We start from the raw sequence: 15,583 nt of genomic DNA on the forward strand, positions 1-15,583 counted from the left end.
TCAGGCGCCGAACACGATCGCGCAGCGCCACCCCCGCCCGTCCGGCCCGCTGCCGAAGCTCACCGGCGCTTTGAGCAACTGCGCGTAGAAGGTCACCAGGGCCAGCCCGACGCCGCCTGCGGTGCTGCCGGCGCCCGGCTGGCCGACGCCGCGCACGCCGCGCTTGAGCATCTCCGAGCGGCGCTCCGGCGGGATGCCGGGGCCGTTGTCCTGCACCGACAGCACCGTGCGGCCATCCTCCTGCTGCACGGCGACCGTCACCACCGGCCGGCCGTCGCCGCCGGCGGTGCCGTGGCGCAAGGCGTTTTCCAGCAGGTTGTTGAGGATGCCTTCGACCAGCGTCAGGTCCGCCTGCACCGTGCTGGGCGTGTCGACGCCTTCCGCGCCCAGGTCCACGCCCTGCTTGTCGGCGCGCGGCAGGAAGCGCATCACCGCCTCCTGCACCGCCTCGTCGAGCCGCACGGGTACCAGCTGCAGCGCCGTGCCGGCCTCGTAGGCCAGGGCCAGGGCCAGCAGCTTGTCGAGCGCCTGGCTGGCGCGCGTCTCGCTGGCGGCGATGCCCTGCAGCTGCTCGTGCCAGACCTCGGGATCGCGGTGGCGCAGGCCGTATTCCGCCTGCGCGCGGATGCCGGCCAGCGGCGTGCGCAGCTCGTGCGCGACGTTGCCGGTGAACTCGCGCTGGCCGCGCGCGCTTTCCTCCAGCCGCCCGAGCAGCAGGTTGATGGCGCGGGCGAGGTCGTGCGCTTCCGCCGAATCGGCCTGCACCGGCACCGGCGTGAAGTCGCCCGCCTGGCGCTGCTCCACCGCGGCGCGCAGTTGCGCCAGCGGCGCGATGTCCTGCGCGATGGAGCGGTGCAGGCGCCAGGCGAGCACCAGCAGCAGCAGCAGTTGCGGCGCCAGCGAGAAGGCCAGCAGCTCGCGCAGCAGCCGCGCCCGTTCGCTCGTGCTCTGGGCCACCGAGACCACGAAGGGCGAGGGCTGCGCCACCCCCAGCATCACGACGCGGAAGCGCCGCCCGGCGATGTCCTGGTCCCGGAACAGGCGGTCCGGCGGCGAAAGGCGCGGCGGCCGCGGCAGGGCGGCCTCGCCGGCCAGCAGCGCGCCGTCGGTGCCGTGCATGGCGAACAGCACGGTCTCGTTCTGGTCGAACAGGAAGTCCTGCAGTTCCCGCTCCGTCGCCTGCAGCGCGAGCCGCCGCCCCTGGACCTGCACCTTGGAGGCGAGCAGGTAGGCGTCGTCCAGCAGGGCGCGGTCGAAGGCCTGCTGCGTGAACCACTGGCCCACGCCGACCGTCACCGCCGAGCCGAACAGCCAGGCCAGCCCGAGCCACAGGAGGATGTGGCGCAGCAGGTTCTGGCGCAGCGACGGCGGTCCGCGCCTGGAACTCACCGGGCTTCCTCCAGCACGTAGCCGAGCCCGCGCAGGGTGCGGATCTGCACGCCCGAATCGACCAGCCGCTTGCGCAGGCGCGAGATGAAAGCCTCCAGCGCGTTCTCGGTCAGCAGCTCGCCCAGCTCGGACAGCTTGAGCGACAGCTCGCGCTTGCTCACCACCCGCCCGGCCGGCGACATCAGCTCCCACAGCACCTCGAACTCGCGCGCCGGCAGTTGCAGCAGCTCGCCGTGCAGCAGGATGCGCCGCGCGCGCCGGTCCAGCGCCAGCGCGCCGACCTCGACGTGGTCCGCCGTGCCCTGGCTGCGGCGCACCAGCGCGCGCAGGCGCGCCTCCAGCTCGTCGAGGTCGAAGGGCTTGCCCAGGTAGTCGTCGGCACCGGCATCGAGCCCCTCGATGCGTTCCGAGGTGCGGTTGCGCGCCGTCAGCACCAGCACCGGCGTGCGGTCGCCGCGGGCGCGGGCGCTGCGCAGCAGCGACAGCCCGCTGCCGAGGCCGCTGAGGGCATGGGCGGAGTGCGGCAGGTTCAGGTCCAGCACCACCACGTCGAACGACTGCACGCGCCAGATGTGGTCGCCGGCGGAGATGTCGCCGGCTTCGTCGACGCGGCAGCCCGCGTCCTCCAGGCTGCGCCGGATCACCTGCCGCAGGGTCGGATCGTCTTCCACGAGCAACACACGCATCCGAAGGGTGTAGCGCGGCTGCGGCTGCGCGGCGCTAAGTGGTTCCACTTAGGACGGGGTCAGGCGCTGGTCAGGCAGACCTCCTCACACCGGCACGGCCGGGCGCGTGACCTCGATGGCCTCGGCGGCCGCGATCACGCCGCCGCCCAGGCACACCTCGCCGTCGTAGAGCACGGCCGACTGGCCCGGCGTCACCGCCCATTGCGGGTCGTCGAACGCGAGCCGGAAGCCTGCGTCCGTGCGCGCCAGCGTGCAGGGCGCGTCCGCCTGGCGGTAGCGCGTCTTGGCGGAGTAGGCGCCGGGGGGCGGTGGCGCGCCGGCGATCCAGCTCGTGTCGTCGGCTTCCAGCGCCGAGGACTGCAGCCACGGATGGTCGTGGCCCTGCACCACCCACAGCGTGTTCTTCGCCATGTCCTTGCGGGCGACGAACCACGGCGCATGCTCGCCGCCGCCCCGTTGCGCACCCTTTTCGCGGATGCCGCCGATCCCCAGTCCTTGGCGCTGCCCCAGCGTGTAGAACGACAGGCCGACGTGCCGGCCGATCACCCGGCCCCGCGGGTCCTTGATAGCGCCCGGTTCCTTGCTGATGTAGCGGTTCAGGAACTCGCGGAAGGGCCGCTCGCCGATGAAGCAGATGCCGGTCGAGTCCTTCTTCTTCGCGTTGGGCAGGCCGATCTCCTGCGCCAGCCGCCGCACTTCGGTCTTGCGCAGTTCGCCCACCGGGAACAGCGTCCTTGAAAGCTGCGCCTGGTCGAGCCGGTGCAGGAAGTAGCTCTGGTCCTTGCTGTCGTCGAGGCCCTTGAGCAGCTCGAAGCGGCCGGCGCGTTCCCGCACCCGCGCGTAGTGGCCGGTGGCGATCTTCTCCGCGCCCAGGCGCATCGCGTGGTCGAGGAACGCCTTGAACTTGATCTCGGCGTTGCACAGCACGTCGGGGTTGGGCGTGCGGCCGGCCTGGTATTCGCGCAGGAATTCGGCGAAGACCCGGTCCTTGTATTCGGCGGCGAAGTTGACGTGCTCGATCTCGATGCCGATCACGTCGGCCACGCTGGCGGCGTCGACGAAGTCCTGGTTCGAGGAGCAGTATTCGCTGTCGTCGTCGTCTTCCCAGTTCTTCATGAACAGGGCGACCACCTCGTAGCCCTGCTCCTTGAGCAGATACGCGCTGACCGCGGAGTCCACGCCCCCGCTCAGACCGACAACGACGCGTGGCTTGCGACCCATGTGTGCGATTATCGTTGGACCACGGTTTCCCCATGCTGCAACGGCCCTTCCACGCGCGCCTGCCCCGGCAGCGGATGTCGCCCCAGGCGCTGGCCGCCACGGGGGCGCTGCACGTCGCGCTCGTCTGGATGCTGCTGCAGTACGCGCCCGTGCAGCAGGCGGTGCGCTACGTGATCTACCAGGCGGTGAAGCCGTCGGCGGCGCCGGCCCCGGCGGCCAATGCGCCCGGCAGCCGCGCCATCACCTTGCCGCCGGCGCGCGGGATGCAGGGCGACCCGCTGTCGGTGTTCACGATGCGGCCGAATTCCAGCCTGCCGCTGCGCACGACCGCCACGCTGCCCGAGCCGAACACGAGCCGCAAGCAGCGCCCGCGGCGCCAGCAGCCGGATGCGCCGCGGCCGGAGGCGGCGCCCGCCGCGCGGCAGCGCGCCGAACCGCAGCCCACGCCGCCGCAGCCGGCGGCGCCCGAGCCGACGCCGCTGCCGGTGGAGCCGGCGCCTGCGCCCGTCGAGCCGCCGCCGCAGGCCGTCGCGCCTGCGCCTGATCCGCCGCCGATCCCCGTTCCGATGCCGGTGCCGACGCCGGTTCCGGCCCCGGTGCCGGCGCCTGCGCCGGAACCCGTGCCGGTCCCTGCGCCCGTTCCCGTTCCCGCGCCGGTTCCCGTGCCTGCACCCGTCCCGGTGCCGGAACCGGCCCCGGTGCCCGAGCCCGCACCGGCGCCCGTACCGGTGCCGCCCGCTCCCGCCCCGGCGCCCGTGCCTGTTCCGGCACCGGCGCCTGTTCCGGCCCCCGTCCCGGCGCCTCCCGCACCTGCGCCGGAGCCGGTCCCGGCGCCCGCACCGGCGCCGGCGCCCGCTGCCCCGGTGGTGCCGCCGATACCCGCGCCCGCCCCGCCGGTCGCCGCGCCCGCACCTCCCGCGGCCGCTGCGCCGGCCCCGGCCCGCGAGCCCGGTCCGGTCGTCGACGTGCCGGTCGCTCCGGGAACACCCGGCTCCGGATCGGCCGTCCCCGTCCCATCTCCCGGCCCCGGCTGGGGGGCGCCGGGCGTCGCGCCGCCCACCGTCGCGCGCCCACCGGCCTTGCCGCCGGCGCCGCTGATCCTGCCGCCTTCGCCGCTGCCCTCGTTGCAGGGACCGTACCGTCCGCCGCAGCGTCGCAGCCTGGCCGACATGGCCAACGAGCAGCTGGGCCGCGGCAAGCCGCGCGACCCGCTGGCCGAGGGCATGCAGGACGCCGCGCGGCAGGACTGCCTGCGCGGCGGCGAGCGGCAGGGCAATGTCGGGGGACTGCTCAACGCGCCCTCGGTGGTGGGCCGCGCGCTGTCCGGGACCTGTCCGAAGTAACCCGGTTGCCGCTGCCGGCAGCGGCCCTTACGCTGCGCGCTTCCCGCCCAGGAGTTGCGCCGTGCAGAAGAAGCCAGGGGTGCTCGAGATTCCTTCGATGAAGGACCGGTGTTCGCCCGCCGAATGGCAGGCGCGGGTGGATCTCGCGGCGTGCTACCGGCTGGTCGCGCTCTACGGCATGGCCGACATGATGGCCAACCACATCTCCGCCCGCGTGCCGGACGACGAGAACGCCTTCCTGATCAACCCCTACGGGATGATGTACGAGGAGATCACCGCCTCCAGCCTGCTGAAGGTCGACCTGGAAGGCCGCATCCTCGCGAGCCCCGACTTCGGCGCCCTGAACTACGGCGTCAACAAGGCGGGCTACGTGATCCACAGCGCGGTGCACCGCGCGCGGCCGGAAGTGGGCTGCGTGATCCACACGCACAGCTGGGCGTCGATGGCCGTCTCGGCGCTGGACTGCGGCCTACTGCCGATCACGCAGACGGCCATGCGCTTCCTGAAGATCGGCTACCACGACTACCAGGGCGTGGTGCTCGACACCGCGGAGCAGGCCTCCCTGATCGAGGACCTGGGCACGCGCGAGGCGCTGGTCCTGCGCAACCACGGCGTGCTGGTGGTGGGCCGCACCTGCGGCGAGGCCTTCAACTGGACGCACCGGCTGGAGCTGGCCTGCCGCGCGCAGCTCGCGGCCATGTCGTGCAACAGCCCGCTGCGCGCCGTGCCGCAGCAGGTGCTGGAAGAGACCTGGAACAACTACCAGCCCGGCACGCGCCGGCCCTACGGCCTGATGGAGTGGCCCGCCCTGCTGCGCCAGCTCGATCGGCTGGACCCCGGTTACCGCGACTGAATCTTTCCCGATCCAGGAGATCGCCATGCCCCGTTCCTTGCTCGCGCTGCGCCGCCGCCAGTTGGTCCTTGCCGCCGGCGCGGCCGCCCTGCCGGGCGGCTTCGCCCGCGCCCAGGGGGCCGACTATCCAAATAGGCCCGTGCGCATCCTGGTGGCCTTCACCGCCGGCGGCACCACCGACCTGCTGGCGCGCGCCGTCGGCCAGAAGCTGACGGAGAAATTCCGGCAGCCGTTCGTGATCGACAACAAGCCGGGCGGCGGCGGCAACATCGGCACCGAGATGGCGGCCAAGGCGGCGCCGGACGGCTACACCTTGCTGGTGGGATCGGTGGGGCCGATCGCCGTCAATCCTTCGCTGTTCAAGAAGCTCAACATCGATCCGCTGACGGACCTCGTTCCGGTGGTGCAGATCGCGGATGTGCCCAACGTGCTGGTCGTGCATCCCGACGTGCCGGCGAAGACGCTGGAGGAATTCGTGGCCCATGCGCGGGCGCAGGCGGGCAAGCTGAATTACGGCTCCACCGGCGTCGGCACCTCCTCGCACCTGTCCGGCTTCATGCTGGGGCAGCGCATCTCGGTCGACATGCAGCACGTGCCCTACAAGGGCGCCGAAGCCCTGAAGGACCTGCTGGCGGGCCGGGTGCAGTTCATGTTCGCGACCATCCCTTCGGTGATCCAGCACATCCAGGCCGGCAAGCTGCGCCCGCTGGCCGTGACCAGCGCCCACCGCTCGCGGTCCATGCCGGAGGTGCCGACGGTGGCCGAGCGCGGCTTCCCCGGCTTCGAGGCCGGATCGTGGTTCGGCTTCTTCGCGCCGCGGGGCACGCCGGAGGCGGTGATCGCCGAATTGAACAAGGCCGTCAACGAAGCGCTGCCGGGCCTGGAGCAGCAGATGGTGCGGGAGGGCGCCGATCCGGTCGGCGGCTCGCCCGGCCAGTTCGGCCTGTTCGTGCGGCGCGAACACGACAAGTGGAAGGGCGTGGTGCGCGAATCGCGGGCGACCGCGGAGTGAACGCGCCGCTGCGCATCCTGCTGTCGCGGGCGGCCGGCGAGCGGCTCGGTGGCGAGATCGCGGCCGTCCTCGGCGCGCGTGCCCACGTGCTGGTGGGGCCGGAGCGCGGCGTCGACGCGGAGATCGCCTTCGTCAGCCGCGACGTCACCGGCCTGTCCACGAAGTTCGAGCTGCAGCCGGCCACCCAGGCCTTCTACGAGGCGATGGAGGGCGCATCGGCGCTGCGCTGGGTGCACATCCACTCCGCGGGCGTGGACCGGCCGGTCTACCAGCGCCTGCTGGCGCGCGGCGTGCGGGTGTCGACTTCCTCGGGCGCCAATGCGAGGGTGGTGGCGCACAGCGCGCTGGCCGGCGTGCTGGCGCTGGCGCGGCACCTGCCGCTGCTGGCGGCGGCGCAGCGCGAACGGCGCTGGGCGCCGCTGATCGGCTCCGGGCTGCCGCGCGACCTCGACGGCCAGCACGCCGTGCTGGTGGGTTGGGGGCCGATCGCGCAGGCGATCGGCCGGCTGCTGCTGGCGTTCGGCCTGCGCGTGACGGTCGTGCGGCAGCAGGATCGGGCGGCCGGGGAAGGGTTCGCGACCGTCGCTGCGGACCGCCTGCACGAGGTGCTGCCGGCGGCCGACTGGCTGCTGCTGGCCTGCCCGCTGACGCCGGCAACGCGCGGAATGATCGATGCGCGCGCGCTGGCGCTGCTGCCGGCGCACGCCCGGCTGGTCAACGTCGCCCGCGGCGAGCTGGTCGACGAGCCGGCGCTGGCCGCGGCATTGGAATCGGGGCGGCTGGCCGGGGCCTTCCTCGACGTGTTCGCGCACGAACCGCTGCCGGCGGATTCGCCGCTGTGGAGCCTGGCGAACGTGATCGTGACGCCGCACAGCGCGGGGTTCTCGGACGGCAACGCGGCACGCGTGGAGCGGCTGTTCCTGGACAACCTGCGTCGCTGGTGCGCGGGGGAGGAACTGCGCAACCTGGCGGATTGAGCGCGCGCGGCGCGCGCAAACCCGGACGCCCTGGGTTCCCGCCTGCGCGGGAATGACGGGACCCACAACGACGGATCAACCCCCGCTTTCGCCGGAACGACGGGTCAATCCGGCTCTTCGACCGCCTGCCGCCGCGCGTCGTGGGCCTGCAGTGCATGGACGCTGGCATCGCAGTACACCGCGCTCAGCGGATACCGCACGCCCTGCAGGTAGTCTTCCAGGCAGCGCAGCACCAGCGGGCTGCGGTGGCGGTCGGCGGTGGCCCGCAGTTCGTCGGCCGTCATCCACAGCGTGCGCACGATGCCGTGGTCCAGCGCGCGGCCGGCCACGTGTTCGCCCAGCACGCCGGTGAAGGCGAAGCGCAGGTAGGTGATGTCCTCGCCCGTGGTGGAGCGCTGGAACCGCGAGATGTACACCCCGAGCAGCGCGGTCGGCTGGAAGCGCCAGGCCGTTTCCTCCAGGGCCTCGCGGGCGCAGCCTTCGGCCGGCGTCTCGCCGGGGTCCAGGTGGCCCGCCGGGTTGTTGATCTTGAGTCCTTCCGAGGTTTCTTCCTCGATCATCAGGAAGCGGCCGTCCCGCTCTATCACTGCGGCCACGGTCACGCTGGGTCGCCAACGGTTGCTCATGGTGGATTATTGATTGTTTGAGACAGAATGGGGCGCTTGCGGCTTCCGCTCCATCCTTCATGCTGATACGGCTCCTCGCGCTGTCCCCGTTGCTGCTCCCCGCCGCTGCGCCGGCGCAGGGGCAGCTGCCCGCCATCCAGGCTCCGGCCGCCGCCAACCCGTACGGCCTCGGCGCGCTGTGGGCGCAGGGCGACCTGGTCTCGCGTGCCACCATCGTGATCCTGGTGCTCATGTCGCTGGCGAGCTGGTACGTCCTCATCGCCAAGCTGCTGGCGCAGCGCCGCATGGGCGGCCAGGGCCGGGCGGCCAACGCCAATTTCTGGCGAGCCGATACCGTGCGCCAGGGCGCCCGGGCCCTGCAACCCGGCAGCCCCTACCGCTTCATCGCGGAGTCGGCGCTGGAGGCCACGCGCAAGCACGAAGGCCTGATCGGCAAGGTGGACCTCAATACCTGGGTGGCCCAGAGCATCGAGCGCGCCGTCGCCACGGTGCACAGCCGCACGCAGGAAGGGCTGGCGGTGCTGGCCACGGTGGGATCGACGGCGCCGTTCGTGGGGCTGTTCGGCACCGTCTGGGGCATCTACAACGCGTTGGTGCGCATCGGCGCTTCAGGCGCGGCCTCGATCGACAAGGTGGCCGGTCCGGTCGGCGAGGCGCTGATCATGACGGCGATCGGCCTGGCCGTCGCCGTGCCGGCGGTGCTGGGCTACAACTGGCTGGTCCGCCGCAACAAGGTGGCGATGGACACGGTGCGCGCCTTCGGCTCGGACCTGCACACCGTCCTGCTGGCCAGCGGCGAAAAGGGCAGCTGATGGCGATCCGCTACAGCGACGCGCAGGCCGGCGAGGACGCGCTGATGGCGCAGATCAACACCACGCCGCTGGTCGATGTGATGCTGGTGCTGCTGATCATTTTCCTGATCACCATCCCGGTCGTGAACAGCTCGATCGCCGTGACGCTGCCGCGCGAGCAGAACCAGCGCGTAGCCGCGCAGCAGGAAAACGTGATCGTCACCGTCGATGCGCAGGGCGCCGTCTACTGGTTCGACACGCCGCTGCCGGACCGCGCCGCCCTGGTGCAGCTGCTGCAGAAGATCGCCGCGATGCAGCCGCAGCCCGAGGTGCACATCCGCAGCGACGTGCGGGCCGACTACGCTCCGGTGGGCGGCGTGGTGCTCGCCGCGCAGCAGGCGGGCATCGCCCGCATCGGCTTCCTGACCGAACCGCCGGGGCGCTGATGCACATCCGCGCCGGCACCGAACCCGATCCCGAGCCGCTGGTGGACATCAACACCACGCCGCTGGTGGACGTGCTGCTGGTGCTGCTGGTCATGCTGATCATCACGATCCCGGTGCAACTGAATGCCGTGTCGCTGGAGATGCCGGGGCGCAACGCGCCGACGCCGCGGGTGCAGCCCGCGATCGTGCAGCTCGAGGTCGACGCCGCGGGGCGCTTCGTCTGGAACGGCGAGGCGCTGGCCGACCGCGGCGCCCTCGAGGCGCACCTGCGCGAAGCCGCCGCCGAGCCGGATCCGCCGGAGATCCACCTGCGGCCGCACCCGCGCGCGAAGTACGAGGCGGTGGCGGCGGCGCTGACCAGTGCGCAGCGGCTCGGATTGGTCAAGATCGGGCTGGTCGGCACGGAGCAGTTCGCGCAGTGACCCCCGCCGAGGTCGCCCGTCTGGGGGTGATGTACGGGGTGGTCCCCTTGTGGATCGGCCCGGGGCTGGTGGACTGGGCCTGCCACCGGCGGACCTCCATCGAGCGCACCAGCGGCTGGCGGGAGAACGCCTTCCACTGGCTGCTGCTGGCCGAAGGCGGCGCGGCCCTGGTCGCCACCGCCCTGCTGGAGGCCGGCGCCGCCTTGCTGCTGGTCGTGCTCGGCGCCTTCCTCGCCCACGAGCTGACCACGTACGTGGAGCTGCGCTACACGGCGCCCCGGCGCGAGATCCGGCCGTTCGAGCAGATGGTGCACAGCTTCATGGAACTGCTGCCATTGGCGTTGCTCGGGCTGCTGGCGGTGCTCGCCGCGGCGCCGGCTCGCGAACCGTGGCCGCCCGTCTATCTCGCCGGGGCTGCGGCCGCGGTGGGGGTGTTCAACCTGCTGCCGATGGCGGAGGAGAGCTGGCGCTGCGTGCGGGCGCGGATGTAGGCTGGTGGTGAACGCGCGCGCAGCGCGCCGTGAGCCCCAGCGCTTCGCGCGATCGCTGGGGTTCGCGCGCTTCGCGGCTCACCGCCAGCCTACGCGGATCGCATCAGCCGACTACGTCTCATACTCCGGCGCCCCCTGCACCCACATGAACGACTGCAGGTCGATCATGTCGCGCGCCTTGAAGCCCGGCTTGCGGTCCAGGTCGCGGCGCACCACGGCGGCGAAGGTCAGCAGGTCCTGGTACAGCGCCCACGACGGCACCGCGTCGTACGCCAGCGCATAGCCGTAGCTGCGCGCCGCCTTGCGCGTGGCCCGCGGCTTGAAGAACAGGTGCCGGTCGGGCCGGGCGACGAAGCCGAAGACCGTCGCCACCGGCCAGGTCAGCACCCGGCTCTTGCGCTGGGGCAGGTCCCGCAGGGCCTCGATCCAGTCGTTGAAGCGCCGCTGCGGCGAGCCGGGTCCGTAAAGCCATGCGTACAGCTCGCTGGCGAACAGCCGCGCGCCGGCCGGACTCTTGACCGCGTCGCGCAAGGCCATGCGCTCGAACGAGAACAGCAGGTTCGCCCGGGCTTCGATGCGCACCGCCGCATCCGCGATGGCGCGGAACTCGCCGCGCGCCAGCAGCTTGCGAAAGGAGGCGGGGCCGAGCTCGGCCTCCCATTCGAGATGGGCGCGCTCCTTGTGCGAACGCTCGGCCACCAGGTAGGTCTCGTCCTCGAAGCCATCGGGATAGAACAGCTCGAATTTGCGTCGGCAAAGGGCGGCGCCGAGGTAGATGACGTTCGAAGCGCCGGCGCCGGTGAGGGGATAGGGAAGGAAAGCCGTTCGTGCCATGCGGCCAGTGTTCGGTAGGGGTGAAGCTCAGCCGCGTCGGACGGCACCTCGCCGGGCTGTAGGACTCAACCTGCGCGCGCCAGACGCAACTCGGCTATTTCGGATGGTGCACCGATCCGCTTGGGCGGACCCCAGTAACCGGTGCCACGGCTGACGTAGATCCACAGGCGGCCGAGCTGGTGCAGCCCCGCCGTGTACGGCTGCTGCAGCGGCACGAAGAAGCGCCAGGGCAGGAACTGGCCGCCGTGCGTGTGCCCCGAAAGCTGCAGGTCGAAGCCCGCCGCAGCCGCGGCCGGCGCGGTGCGGGGCTGGTGCGCGAGCAGCACGCGCGGCACGCCGTCCGGGGCCCCGCGCAGGGCCGTCTGCGGATCGCTGCGGTGCGCCGGGTCGAAATGGTGGCCGCTGTAATCCGGCACGCCGGCGAGCACCAGGGCCGCGCCCCGGTGCTGCAGCAGCACGTGCTCGTTGTGCAGCACGTGGATGCCCAGCCGCCGCAGTTCGGCCAGCCAGCCATGCACGCCCGAGTAGTACTCGTGGTTGCCGGTGACGAAGAAGCTGCCGTGGCGCGATTTCAGCTTCGCCAGCGGCGCCACGTGCTGCGCCAGTTCGGTGACGGAGCCGTCGACCAGGTCGCCCGTGATCGCCACCACGTCGGCGTCGAGCGCGTTCACGCGTTCCACGATCGCTTCCAGGTACTCGCGCTTGATGGTCGGCCCGACGTGGATGTCGCTGATCTGCGCGATCCGGAAGCCGTGCAGCGCCTCCGGCAGGCCGGCGATCGGCACCGTGACGTGCACGACGGCGGCGGTGCGGCGCGCGTTGATGAGGCCGATCAGCGACAGTGCCAGCGCCAACAAGGGCACCGCGGCGGCCGTGTGCTCGTCCCATTGCGGCGCGTCAAGGTTTGCCAGGCCGAGCACGAGCAGCATCAGGTCTCGCATGAAGGTCAGGATCAGCAGCGACGAGAACAATCCCAGGCACAGCATGCCGGCCCAGGTCACGCGGTCGGACAGCGGCGGGCGCAGCAGCCGCCGTGCGAGCATGGCCATGGGAACCAGCAGCGCGGAGGCGAGCAGCAGGCCCGCCAGCGCGAGCCCTGCGGGCCATGGCAGTTGCGGCACGATGCGCGCACCGATATACAGGTGCAGCGCGCAGGACAGGGCGAGGACGACGGGCAGTGACATGCTGGGAGCGGACTCGCGTGAGTGTGAGGCCGCCGGCGTCTGGCGGTGCTCATCAGCCTTTCATGTAAGCTCGCGGTCAGGCCAAGAGCTTCCCCCGATCCACGAGATCAACAACTCCGCACAGAGGAGAAACGTCCATGCAGACTGACGTGCTTGCCGAGCCGGCAGGTGAAACCCGAGTTGCCGCCACGCCGGAACGCGCGAGCCAACCCTTGCTGATCGGAGTCCCGAAGGAAACGGCGCCGCTGGAAAAGCGCGTCGCCACGGTCCCCGAGGTGGTCGAGAAGCTCGTGAAGCTCGGATTCCGGGTGGCCGTGCAGAGCGGCGCCGGCGACGCCGCCAACTTCGCCGACGACACCTACCGCGCCGCCGGGGCCGAGGTGCTGCCGACGGCAGCCGAAGTCTGGTCGCGTTCCGACATGGTCTTCAAGGTGCGCGCGCCCAGCCCGGACGAAGTGCGCCTGCTGCGCGAAGGCGCCACCCTGATCAGCTTCATCTGGCCGGCGCAGAACCCCGAGCTGATGCAGCAGCTGGCCGCGCGCCGGGCCACCGTGCTGGCCATCGACTCGCTGCCGCGGCAGCTGTCGCGGGCGCAGAAGATGGACGCGCTGACCTCCATGGCCGGCATCAGCGGCTACCGCGCCGTGATCGAGGCGGCCAACGCCTTCGGCCGCTTCTTCAACGGCCAGATCACCGCCGCCGGCAAGATCCCGCCGGCCAAGGTCTTCATCGCCGGGGCCGGTGTCGCCGGACTGGCCGCGATCGGCACCGCGGCCAACCTGGGCGCCATCGTGCGCGCCAACGACACGCGCGCCGAGGTGGCCGACCAGGTGGTCTCGCTCGGTGGCGAATTCGTCAAGGTCGATTACGAGGAAGAAGGCTCCGGCGGCGGCGGCTACGCCAAGGTCATGAGCGAAGGCTTCCAGCAGGCCCAGCGCGAGATGTACGCCAAGCAGGCGCGCGAGGTCGACATCATCATCACGACCGCACTGATCCCCGGCAAGCCGGCGCCCAAGCTGATCACCGCCGACATGGTCAAGTCCATGAAGCCGGGCAGCGTGATCGTCGACATGGCGGCGGAACAGGGCGGCAACTGCGAGCTGACCGTGCCCAACGAAGCGGTGGTGCGGCACGGCGTGACCATCATCGGCTACACCGACCTGGCCAGCCGGCTGGCCAAGCAGTCGTCCACGCTGTACTCGACCAACCTGCTGCGCCTGACCGAGGAGCTGTGCAAGACCAAGGACGGCGTGATCGACGTCAACATGGAAGACGACGCGATCCGCGGCCTGACCGTGATCAAGGAAGGCGGCATCACCTGGCCGCCGCCGCCGCCCAAGATCCCGGCCGCGGCGCCGCAGGCCAAGCCGGCCGCGATGCCGCCGGCGCCCAAGGGGCACGGCCACGGCAGCAGCGAGCCGATGTCCGCGAAATCGCTGGCGATCGTCTTCGGCGTCGGGGCATTGCTGTTCCTGCTGGTGGGGCTGTACGCGCCGGCGAGCTTCCTGTCGCACTTCACGGTGTTCGTGCTGGCCTGCTTCGTGGGCTACATGGTGGTGTGGAACGTCACGCCCTCGCTGCACACGCCGCTCATGAGCGTGACCAATGCGATCTCCTCGATCATCGCCATCGGCGCGCTGATCCAGGTAGCGCCCCCGCTCACCGGCGGCGACGCCGTCAACCGCCCGAATGCGCTGATCCTCGGGCTGGCCGTGTTCGCCCTCGCGCTGACGGCCGTCAACATGTTCGGCGGCTTCGCGGTCACGCGGCGCATGCTGGCGATGTTCCGCAAATAACAAGGGGACGGACATGAACGCAAGCCTTTCCACCGTTTCCTACATCGGCTCGACCATCCTGTTCATCCTGAGCCTGGGCGGCCTGGCCAACCCGGAGACGGCGCGCCGCGGCAACCTGCTGGGCATCATCGGCATGACGGTGGCCGTGCTGGCCACCGTGTTCGGCCCGCGCGTCACGGGCGCCGGCTACGCTTGGATCATCGGGGCGCTGGTCGTCGGCGGCAGCATCGGGCTGTTCGCGGCCAAGAAGGTGCAGATGACGCAGATGCCCGAGCTGGTCGCGCTGATGCACAGCCTGGTCGGCCTGGCCGCCTGCCTGGTCGGCTTCGCCAGCTACGTCGACACGTCGACCGTGTTCGCCACCGAAGCCGAGAAGTCCATCCACGAGATGGAGATCTACATCGGCATCCTGATCGGTGCGGTGACCTTCTCCGGCTCGCTGATCGCCTTCGGCAAGCTCTCGGGCAAGATCGGCGGCAAGCCCCTGCTGCTGCCGGGGCGCCACTGGATCAACCTGCTCGGGCTGCTGATCGTGATCTGGTTCGGCCGCGTGTTCCTGCATGCGGAAGGCATCCAGGCCGGCATGGGCGCGCTGCTGGTCATGACCGTGATCGCACTGCTGTTCGGCGTGCACATGGTGATGGCCATCGGCGGCGCCGACATGCCGGTGGTGGTCTCGATGCTCAATAGCTACTCGGGATGGGCCGCCGCGGCCACCGGCTTCATGCTGAGCAACGACCTGCTGATCGTCGTCGGCGCCCTGGTGGGCTCCTCGGGCGCGATCCTGTCGTACATCATGTGCCGGGCGATGAACCGCAACTTCGTCAGCGTGATCGCGGGCGGCTTCGGCACCGGCGGCGGCGCACCGGCGGCCGCGGGCGGCGCGGCGCAACCGGCGGGCGAAGTGGTGCCTATCAGCGCCGGCGAGACGGCCGAACTGCTGCGCGAATCCAAGAGCGTGATCATCGTGCCGGGCTACGGCATGGCCGTGGCGCAGGCGCAGCACACGGTCTACGAGATCACCAAGCACCTGCGCGAGAAGGGCGTGAACGTGCGCTTCGGCATCCACCCGGTGGCCGGCCGCATGCCGGGCCACATGAACGTGCTGCTGGCCGAAGCCAAGGTGCCGTACGACATCGTCATGGAGATGGACGAGATCAACGACGACTTCCCGCAGACGGACGTTGCGATGGTGATCGGCGCCAACGACATCGTGAACCCGGCGGCGCAGGACGACCCCACCAGCCCCATCGCCGGCATGCCGGTGCTGGAAGTCTGGAAGGCCAGGACCTCCATCGTCATGAAGCGCAGCATGGCCTCGGGCTACGCCGGCGTGGACAACCCGCTGTTCTACAAGGAGAACAACCGGATGCTGTTCGGCGACGCCAAGAAGATGCTGGACGAGGTGCTGGTCGCGCTGAAGGCATGACCGCGCGCCTTCGGCGCCCATGACTTCGCTGCGCTCGATGACCTCGCTGCGCCTCGATGACGCGCTGAGCGCATGACACAATC

16 protein-coding genes are annotated in these 15,583 nt (G+C 71.1%); 10 read left to right on the top strand and 6 right to left on the bottom strand.

Annotated features, from left to right (window positions below; genetic code table 11):
* From JI746_RS18630 to mnmA, 3 genes are all read right to left on the bottom strand, one after another.
* Complete coding sequence (locus JI746_RS18630) at positions 1 to 1,389, bottom strand: sensor histidine kinase (RefSeq protein ID WP_201691759.1); 1,389 nt, start codon at positions 1,387 to 1,389, stop codon at positions 1 to 3.
* Positions 1,386 to 2,075, bottom strand: coding sequence for a response regulator transcription factor (locus JI746_RS18635; protein ID WP_201691760.1), 690 nt, complete (start codon positions 2,073 to 2,075; stop codon positions 1,386 to 1,388). Before JI746_RS18635 ends, JI746_RS18630 begins: the two co-directional genes overlap by 4 nt.
* Positions 2,076 to 2,159: 84 nt before the next feature.
* Complete coding sequence (gene mnmA, locus JI746_RS18640) at positions 2,160 to 3,296, bottom strand: tRNA 2-thiouridine(34) synthase MnmA (RefSeq protein ID WP_201691761.1); 1,137 nt, start codon at positions 3,294 to 3,296, stop codon at positions 2,160 to 2,162.
* Between the two features lie 32 nt (positions 3,297 to 3,328).
* Between mnmA and JI746_RS18645 the strand changes: the two genes are divergently transcribed.
* The 4 genes from JI746_RS18645 to JI746_RS18660 all read left to right on the top strand — a co-directional run bounded on the left by JI746_RS18645 (position 3,329) and on the right by JI746_RS18660 (position 7,481).
* Positions 3,329 to 4,639: a hypothetical protein gene (locus JI746_RS18645; protein WP_201691762.1), complete on the top strand. Its 1,311-nt coding sequence runs from the start codon at positions 3,329 to 3,331 to the stop codon at positions 4,637 to 4,639.
* A 97-nt stretch (positions 4,640 to 4,736) separates the two neighbouring features.
* Positions 4,737 to 5,492, top strand: a complete 756-nt coding sequence (locus JI746_RS18650) for a class II aldolase/adducin family protein (protein ID WP_201691861.1) — start codon at positions 4,737 to 4,739, stop codon at positions 5,490 to 5,492.
* Between the two features lie 25 nt (positions 5,493 to 5,517).
* Positions 5,518 to 6,504 (top strand): Bug family tripartite tricarboxylate transporter substrate binding protein, encoded by a 987-nt coding sequence (locus JI746_RS18655; protein WP_201691763.1) that lies wholly within the window; start codon positions 5,518 to 5,520, stop codon positions 6,502 to 6,504.
* Complete coding sequence (locus JI746_RS18660; protein ID WP_201691764.1) at positions 6,501 to 7,481, top strand: D-2-hydroxyacid dehydrogenase; 981 nt, start codon at positions 6,501 to 6,503, stop codon at positions 7,479 to 7,481. Before JI746_RS18655 ends, JI746_RS18660 begins: the two co-directional genes overlap by 4 nt.
* A gap of 104 nt (positions 7,482 to 7,585) precedes the next feature.
* Here the strand turns inward: JI746_RS18660 and JI746_RS18665 are convergent, their stop codons facing one another.
* On the bottom strand, positions 7,586 to 8,107 hold the full coding sequence (locus JI746_RS18665) for an NUDIX hydrolase (protein WP_201691765.1): 522 nt from the start codon (positions 8,105 to 8,107) through the stop codon (positions 7,586 to 7,588).
* A 59-nt stretch (positions 8,108 to 8,166) separates the two neighbouring features.
* On the opposite strand from JI746_RS18665, the gene JI746_RS18670 reads away from it, so the two are divergent.
* From JI746_RS18670 to JI746_RS18685, 4 genes are read left to right on the top strand one after another with little or no spacing between them, the layout of a single operon-like run.
* Entirely contained in the window at positions 8,167 to 8,919 is a 753-nt protein-coding gene (locus JI746_RS18670) for a MotA/TolQ/ExbB proton channel family protein (protein ID WP_201691766.1), read from the top strand.
* Entirely contained in the window at positions 8,919 to 9,344 is a 426-nt protein-coding gene (locus JI746_RS18675; protein WP_201691767.1) for an ExbD/TolR family protein, read from the top strand. The genes JI746_RS18670 and JI746_RS18675 overlap by 1 nt, the downstream gene beginning before the upstream one ends.
* Entirely contained in the window at positions 9,344 to 9,766 is a 423-nt protein-coding gene (locus tag JI746_RS18680) for an ExbD/TolR family protein (RefSeq protein ID WP_201691768.1), read from the top strand. Before JI746_RS18675 ends, JI746_RS18680 begins: the two co-directional genes overlap by 1 nt.
* Entirely contained in the window at positions 9,763 to 10,257 is a 495-nt protein-coding gene (locus JI746_RS18685; protein ID WP_330893030.1) for a diguanylate cyclase, read from the top strand. The genes JI746_RS18680 and JI746_RS18685 overlap by 4 nt, the downstream gene beginning before the upstream one ends.
* 111 nt (positions 10,258 to 10,368) lie before the next feature.
* On the opposite strand, the gene JI746_RS18690 is transcribed toward JI746_RS18685, so the two are convergent.
* Together JI746_RS18690 and JI746_RS18695 are read right to left on the bottom strand one after the other, a co-directional pair.
* Positions 10,369 to 11,091, bottom strand: coding sequence for a hypothetical protein (locus JI746_RS18690; protein ID WP_201691769.1), 723 nt, complete (start codon positions 11,089 to 11,091; stop codon positions 10,369 to 10,371).
* A 65-nt stretch (positions 11,092 to 11,156) separates the two neighbouring features.
* Positions 11,157 to 12,275 carry a metallophosphoesterase gene (locus JI746_RS18695; protein ID WP_201691770.1) on the bottom strand — a complete coding sequence of 373 codons (1,119 nt, stop codon included), beginning with the start codon at positions 12,273 to 12,275 and terminating at the stop codon, positions 11,157 to 11,159.
* A 137-nt stretch (positions 12,276 to 12,412) separates the two neighbouring features.
* On the opposite strand from JI746_RS18695, the gene JI746_RS18700 reads away from it, so the two are divergent.
* On the top strand, positions 12,413 to 14,071 hold the full coding sequence (locus JI746_RS18700) for a Re/Si-specific NAD(P)(+) transhydrogenase subunit alpha (protein WP_201691771.1): 1,659 nt from the start codon (positions 12,413 to 12,415) through the stop codon (positions 14,069 to 14,071).
* 13 nt (positions 14,072 to 14,084) lie between these two features.
* Positions 14,085 to 15,500 (top strand): Re/Si-specific NAD(P)(+) transhydrogenase subunit beta, encoded by a 1,416-nt coding sequence (gene pntB / locus JI746_RS18705; protein WP_201691772.1) that lies wholly within the window; start codon positions 14,085 to 14,087, stop codon positions 15,498 to 15,500.
* The last annotated feature ends 83 nt before the right edge of the window (positions 15,501 to 15,583 follow it).

This window comes from Ramlibacter alkalitolerans (assembly GCF_016722765.1).
GTDB lineage: Bacteria > Pseudomonadota > Gammaproteobacteria > Burkholderiales > Burkholderiaceae_C > Ramlibacter > Ramlibacter alkalitolerans.

Coding starts and splice junctions, on each gene's coding strand:
- JI746_RS18700 (WP_201691771.1), top strand. CDS start 12,413: ATGCAGACTGACGTGCTTGCCGAGCCGGCAGGTGAAACCCGAGTTGCC.
- JI746_RS18655 (WP_201691763.1), top strand. CDS start 5,518: ATGCCCCGTTCCTTGCTCGCGCTGCGCCGCCGCCAGTTGGTCCTTGCC.
- JI746_RS18645 (WP_201691762.1), top strand. CDS start 3,329: ATGCTGCAACGGCCCTTCCACGCGCGCCTGCCCCGGCAGCGGATGTCG.
- JI746_RS18670 (WP_201691766.1), top strand. CDS start 8,167: ATGCTGATACGGCTCCTCGCGCTGTCCCCGTTGCTGCTCCCCGCCGCT.
- JI746_RS18695 (WP_201691770.1), bottom strand. CDS start 12,275: ATGTCACTGCCCGTCGTCCTCGCCCTGTCCTGCGCGCTGCACCTGTAT.
- JI746_RS18665 (WP_201691765.1), bottom strand. CDS start 8,107: ATGAGCAACCGTTGGCGACCCAGCGTGACCGTGGCCGCAGTGATAGAG.
- pntB (WP_201691772.1), top strand. CDS start 14,085: ATGAACGCAAGCCTTTCCACCGTTTCCTACATCGGCTCGACCATCCTG.
- JI746_RS18675 (WP_201691767.1), top strand. CDS start 8,919: ATGGCGATCCGCTACAGCGACGCGCAGGCCGGCGAGGACGCGCTGATG.
- JI746_RS18635 (WP_201691760.1), bottom strand. CDS start 2,075: ATGCGTGTGTTGCTCGTGGAAGACGATCCGACCCTGCGGCAGGTGATC.
- JI746_RS18650 (WP_201691861.1), top strand. CDS start 4,737: ATGAAGGACCGGTGTTCGCCCGCCGAATGGCAGGCGCGGGTGGATCTC.
- JI746_RS18690 (WP_201691769.1), bottom strand. CDS start 11,091: ATGGCACGAACGGCTTTCCTTCCCTATCCCCTCACCGGCGCCGGCGCT.
- mnmA (WP_201691761.1), bottom strand. CDS start 3,296: ATGGGTCGCAAGCCACGCGTCGTTGTCGGTCTGAGCGGGGGCGTGGAC.
- JI746_RS18680 (WP_201691768.1), top strand. CDS start 9,344: ATGCACATCCGCGCCGGCACCGAACCCGATCCCGAGCCGCTGGTGGAC.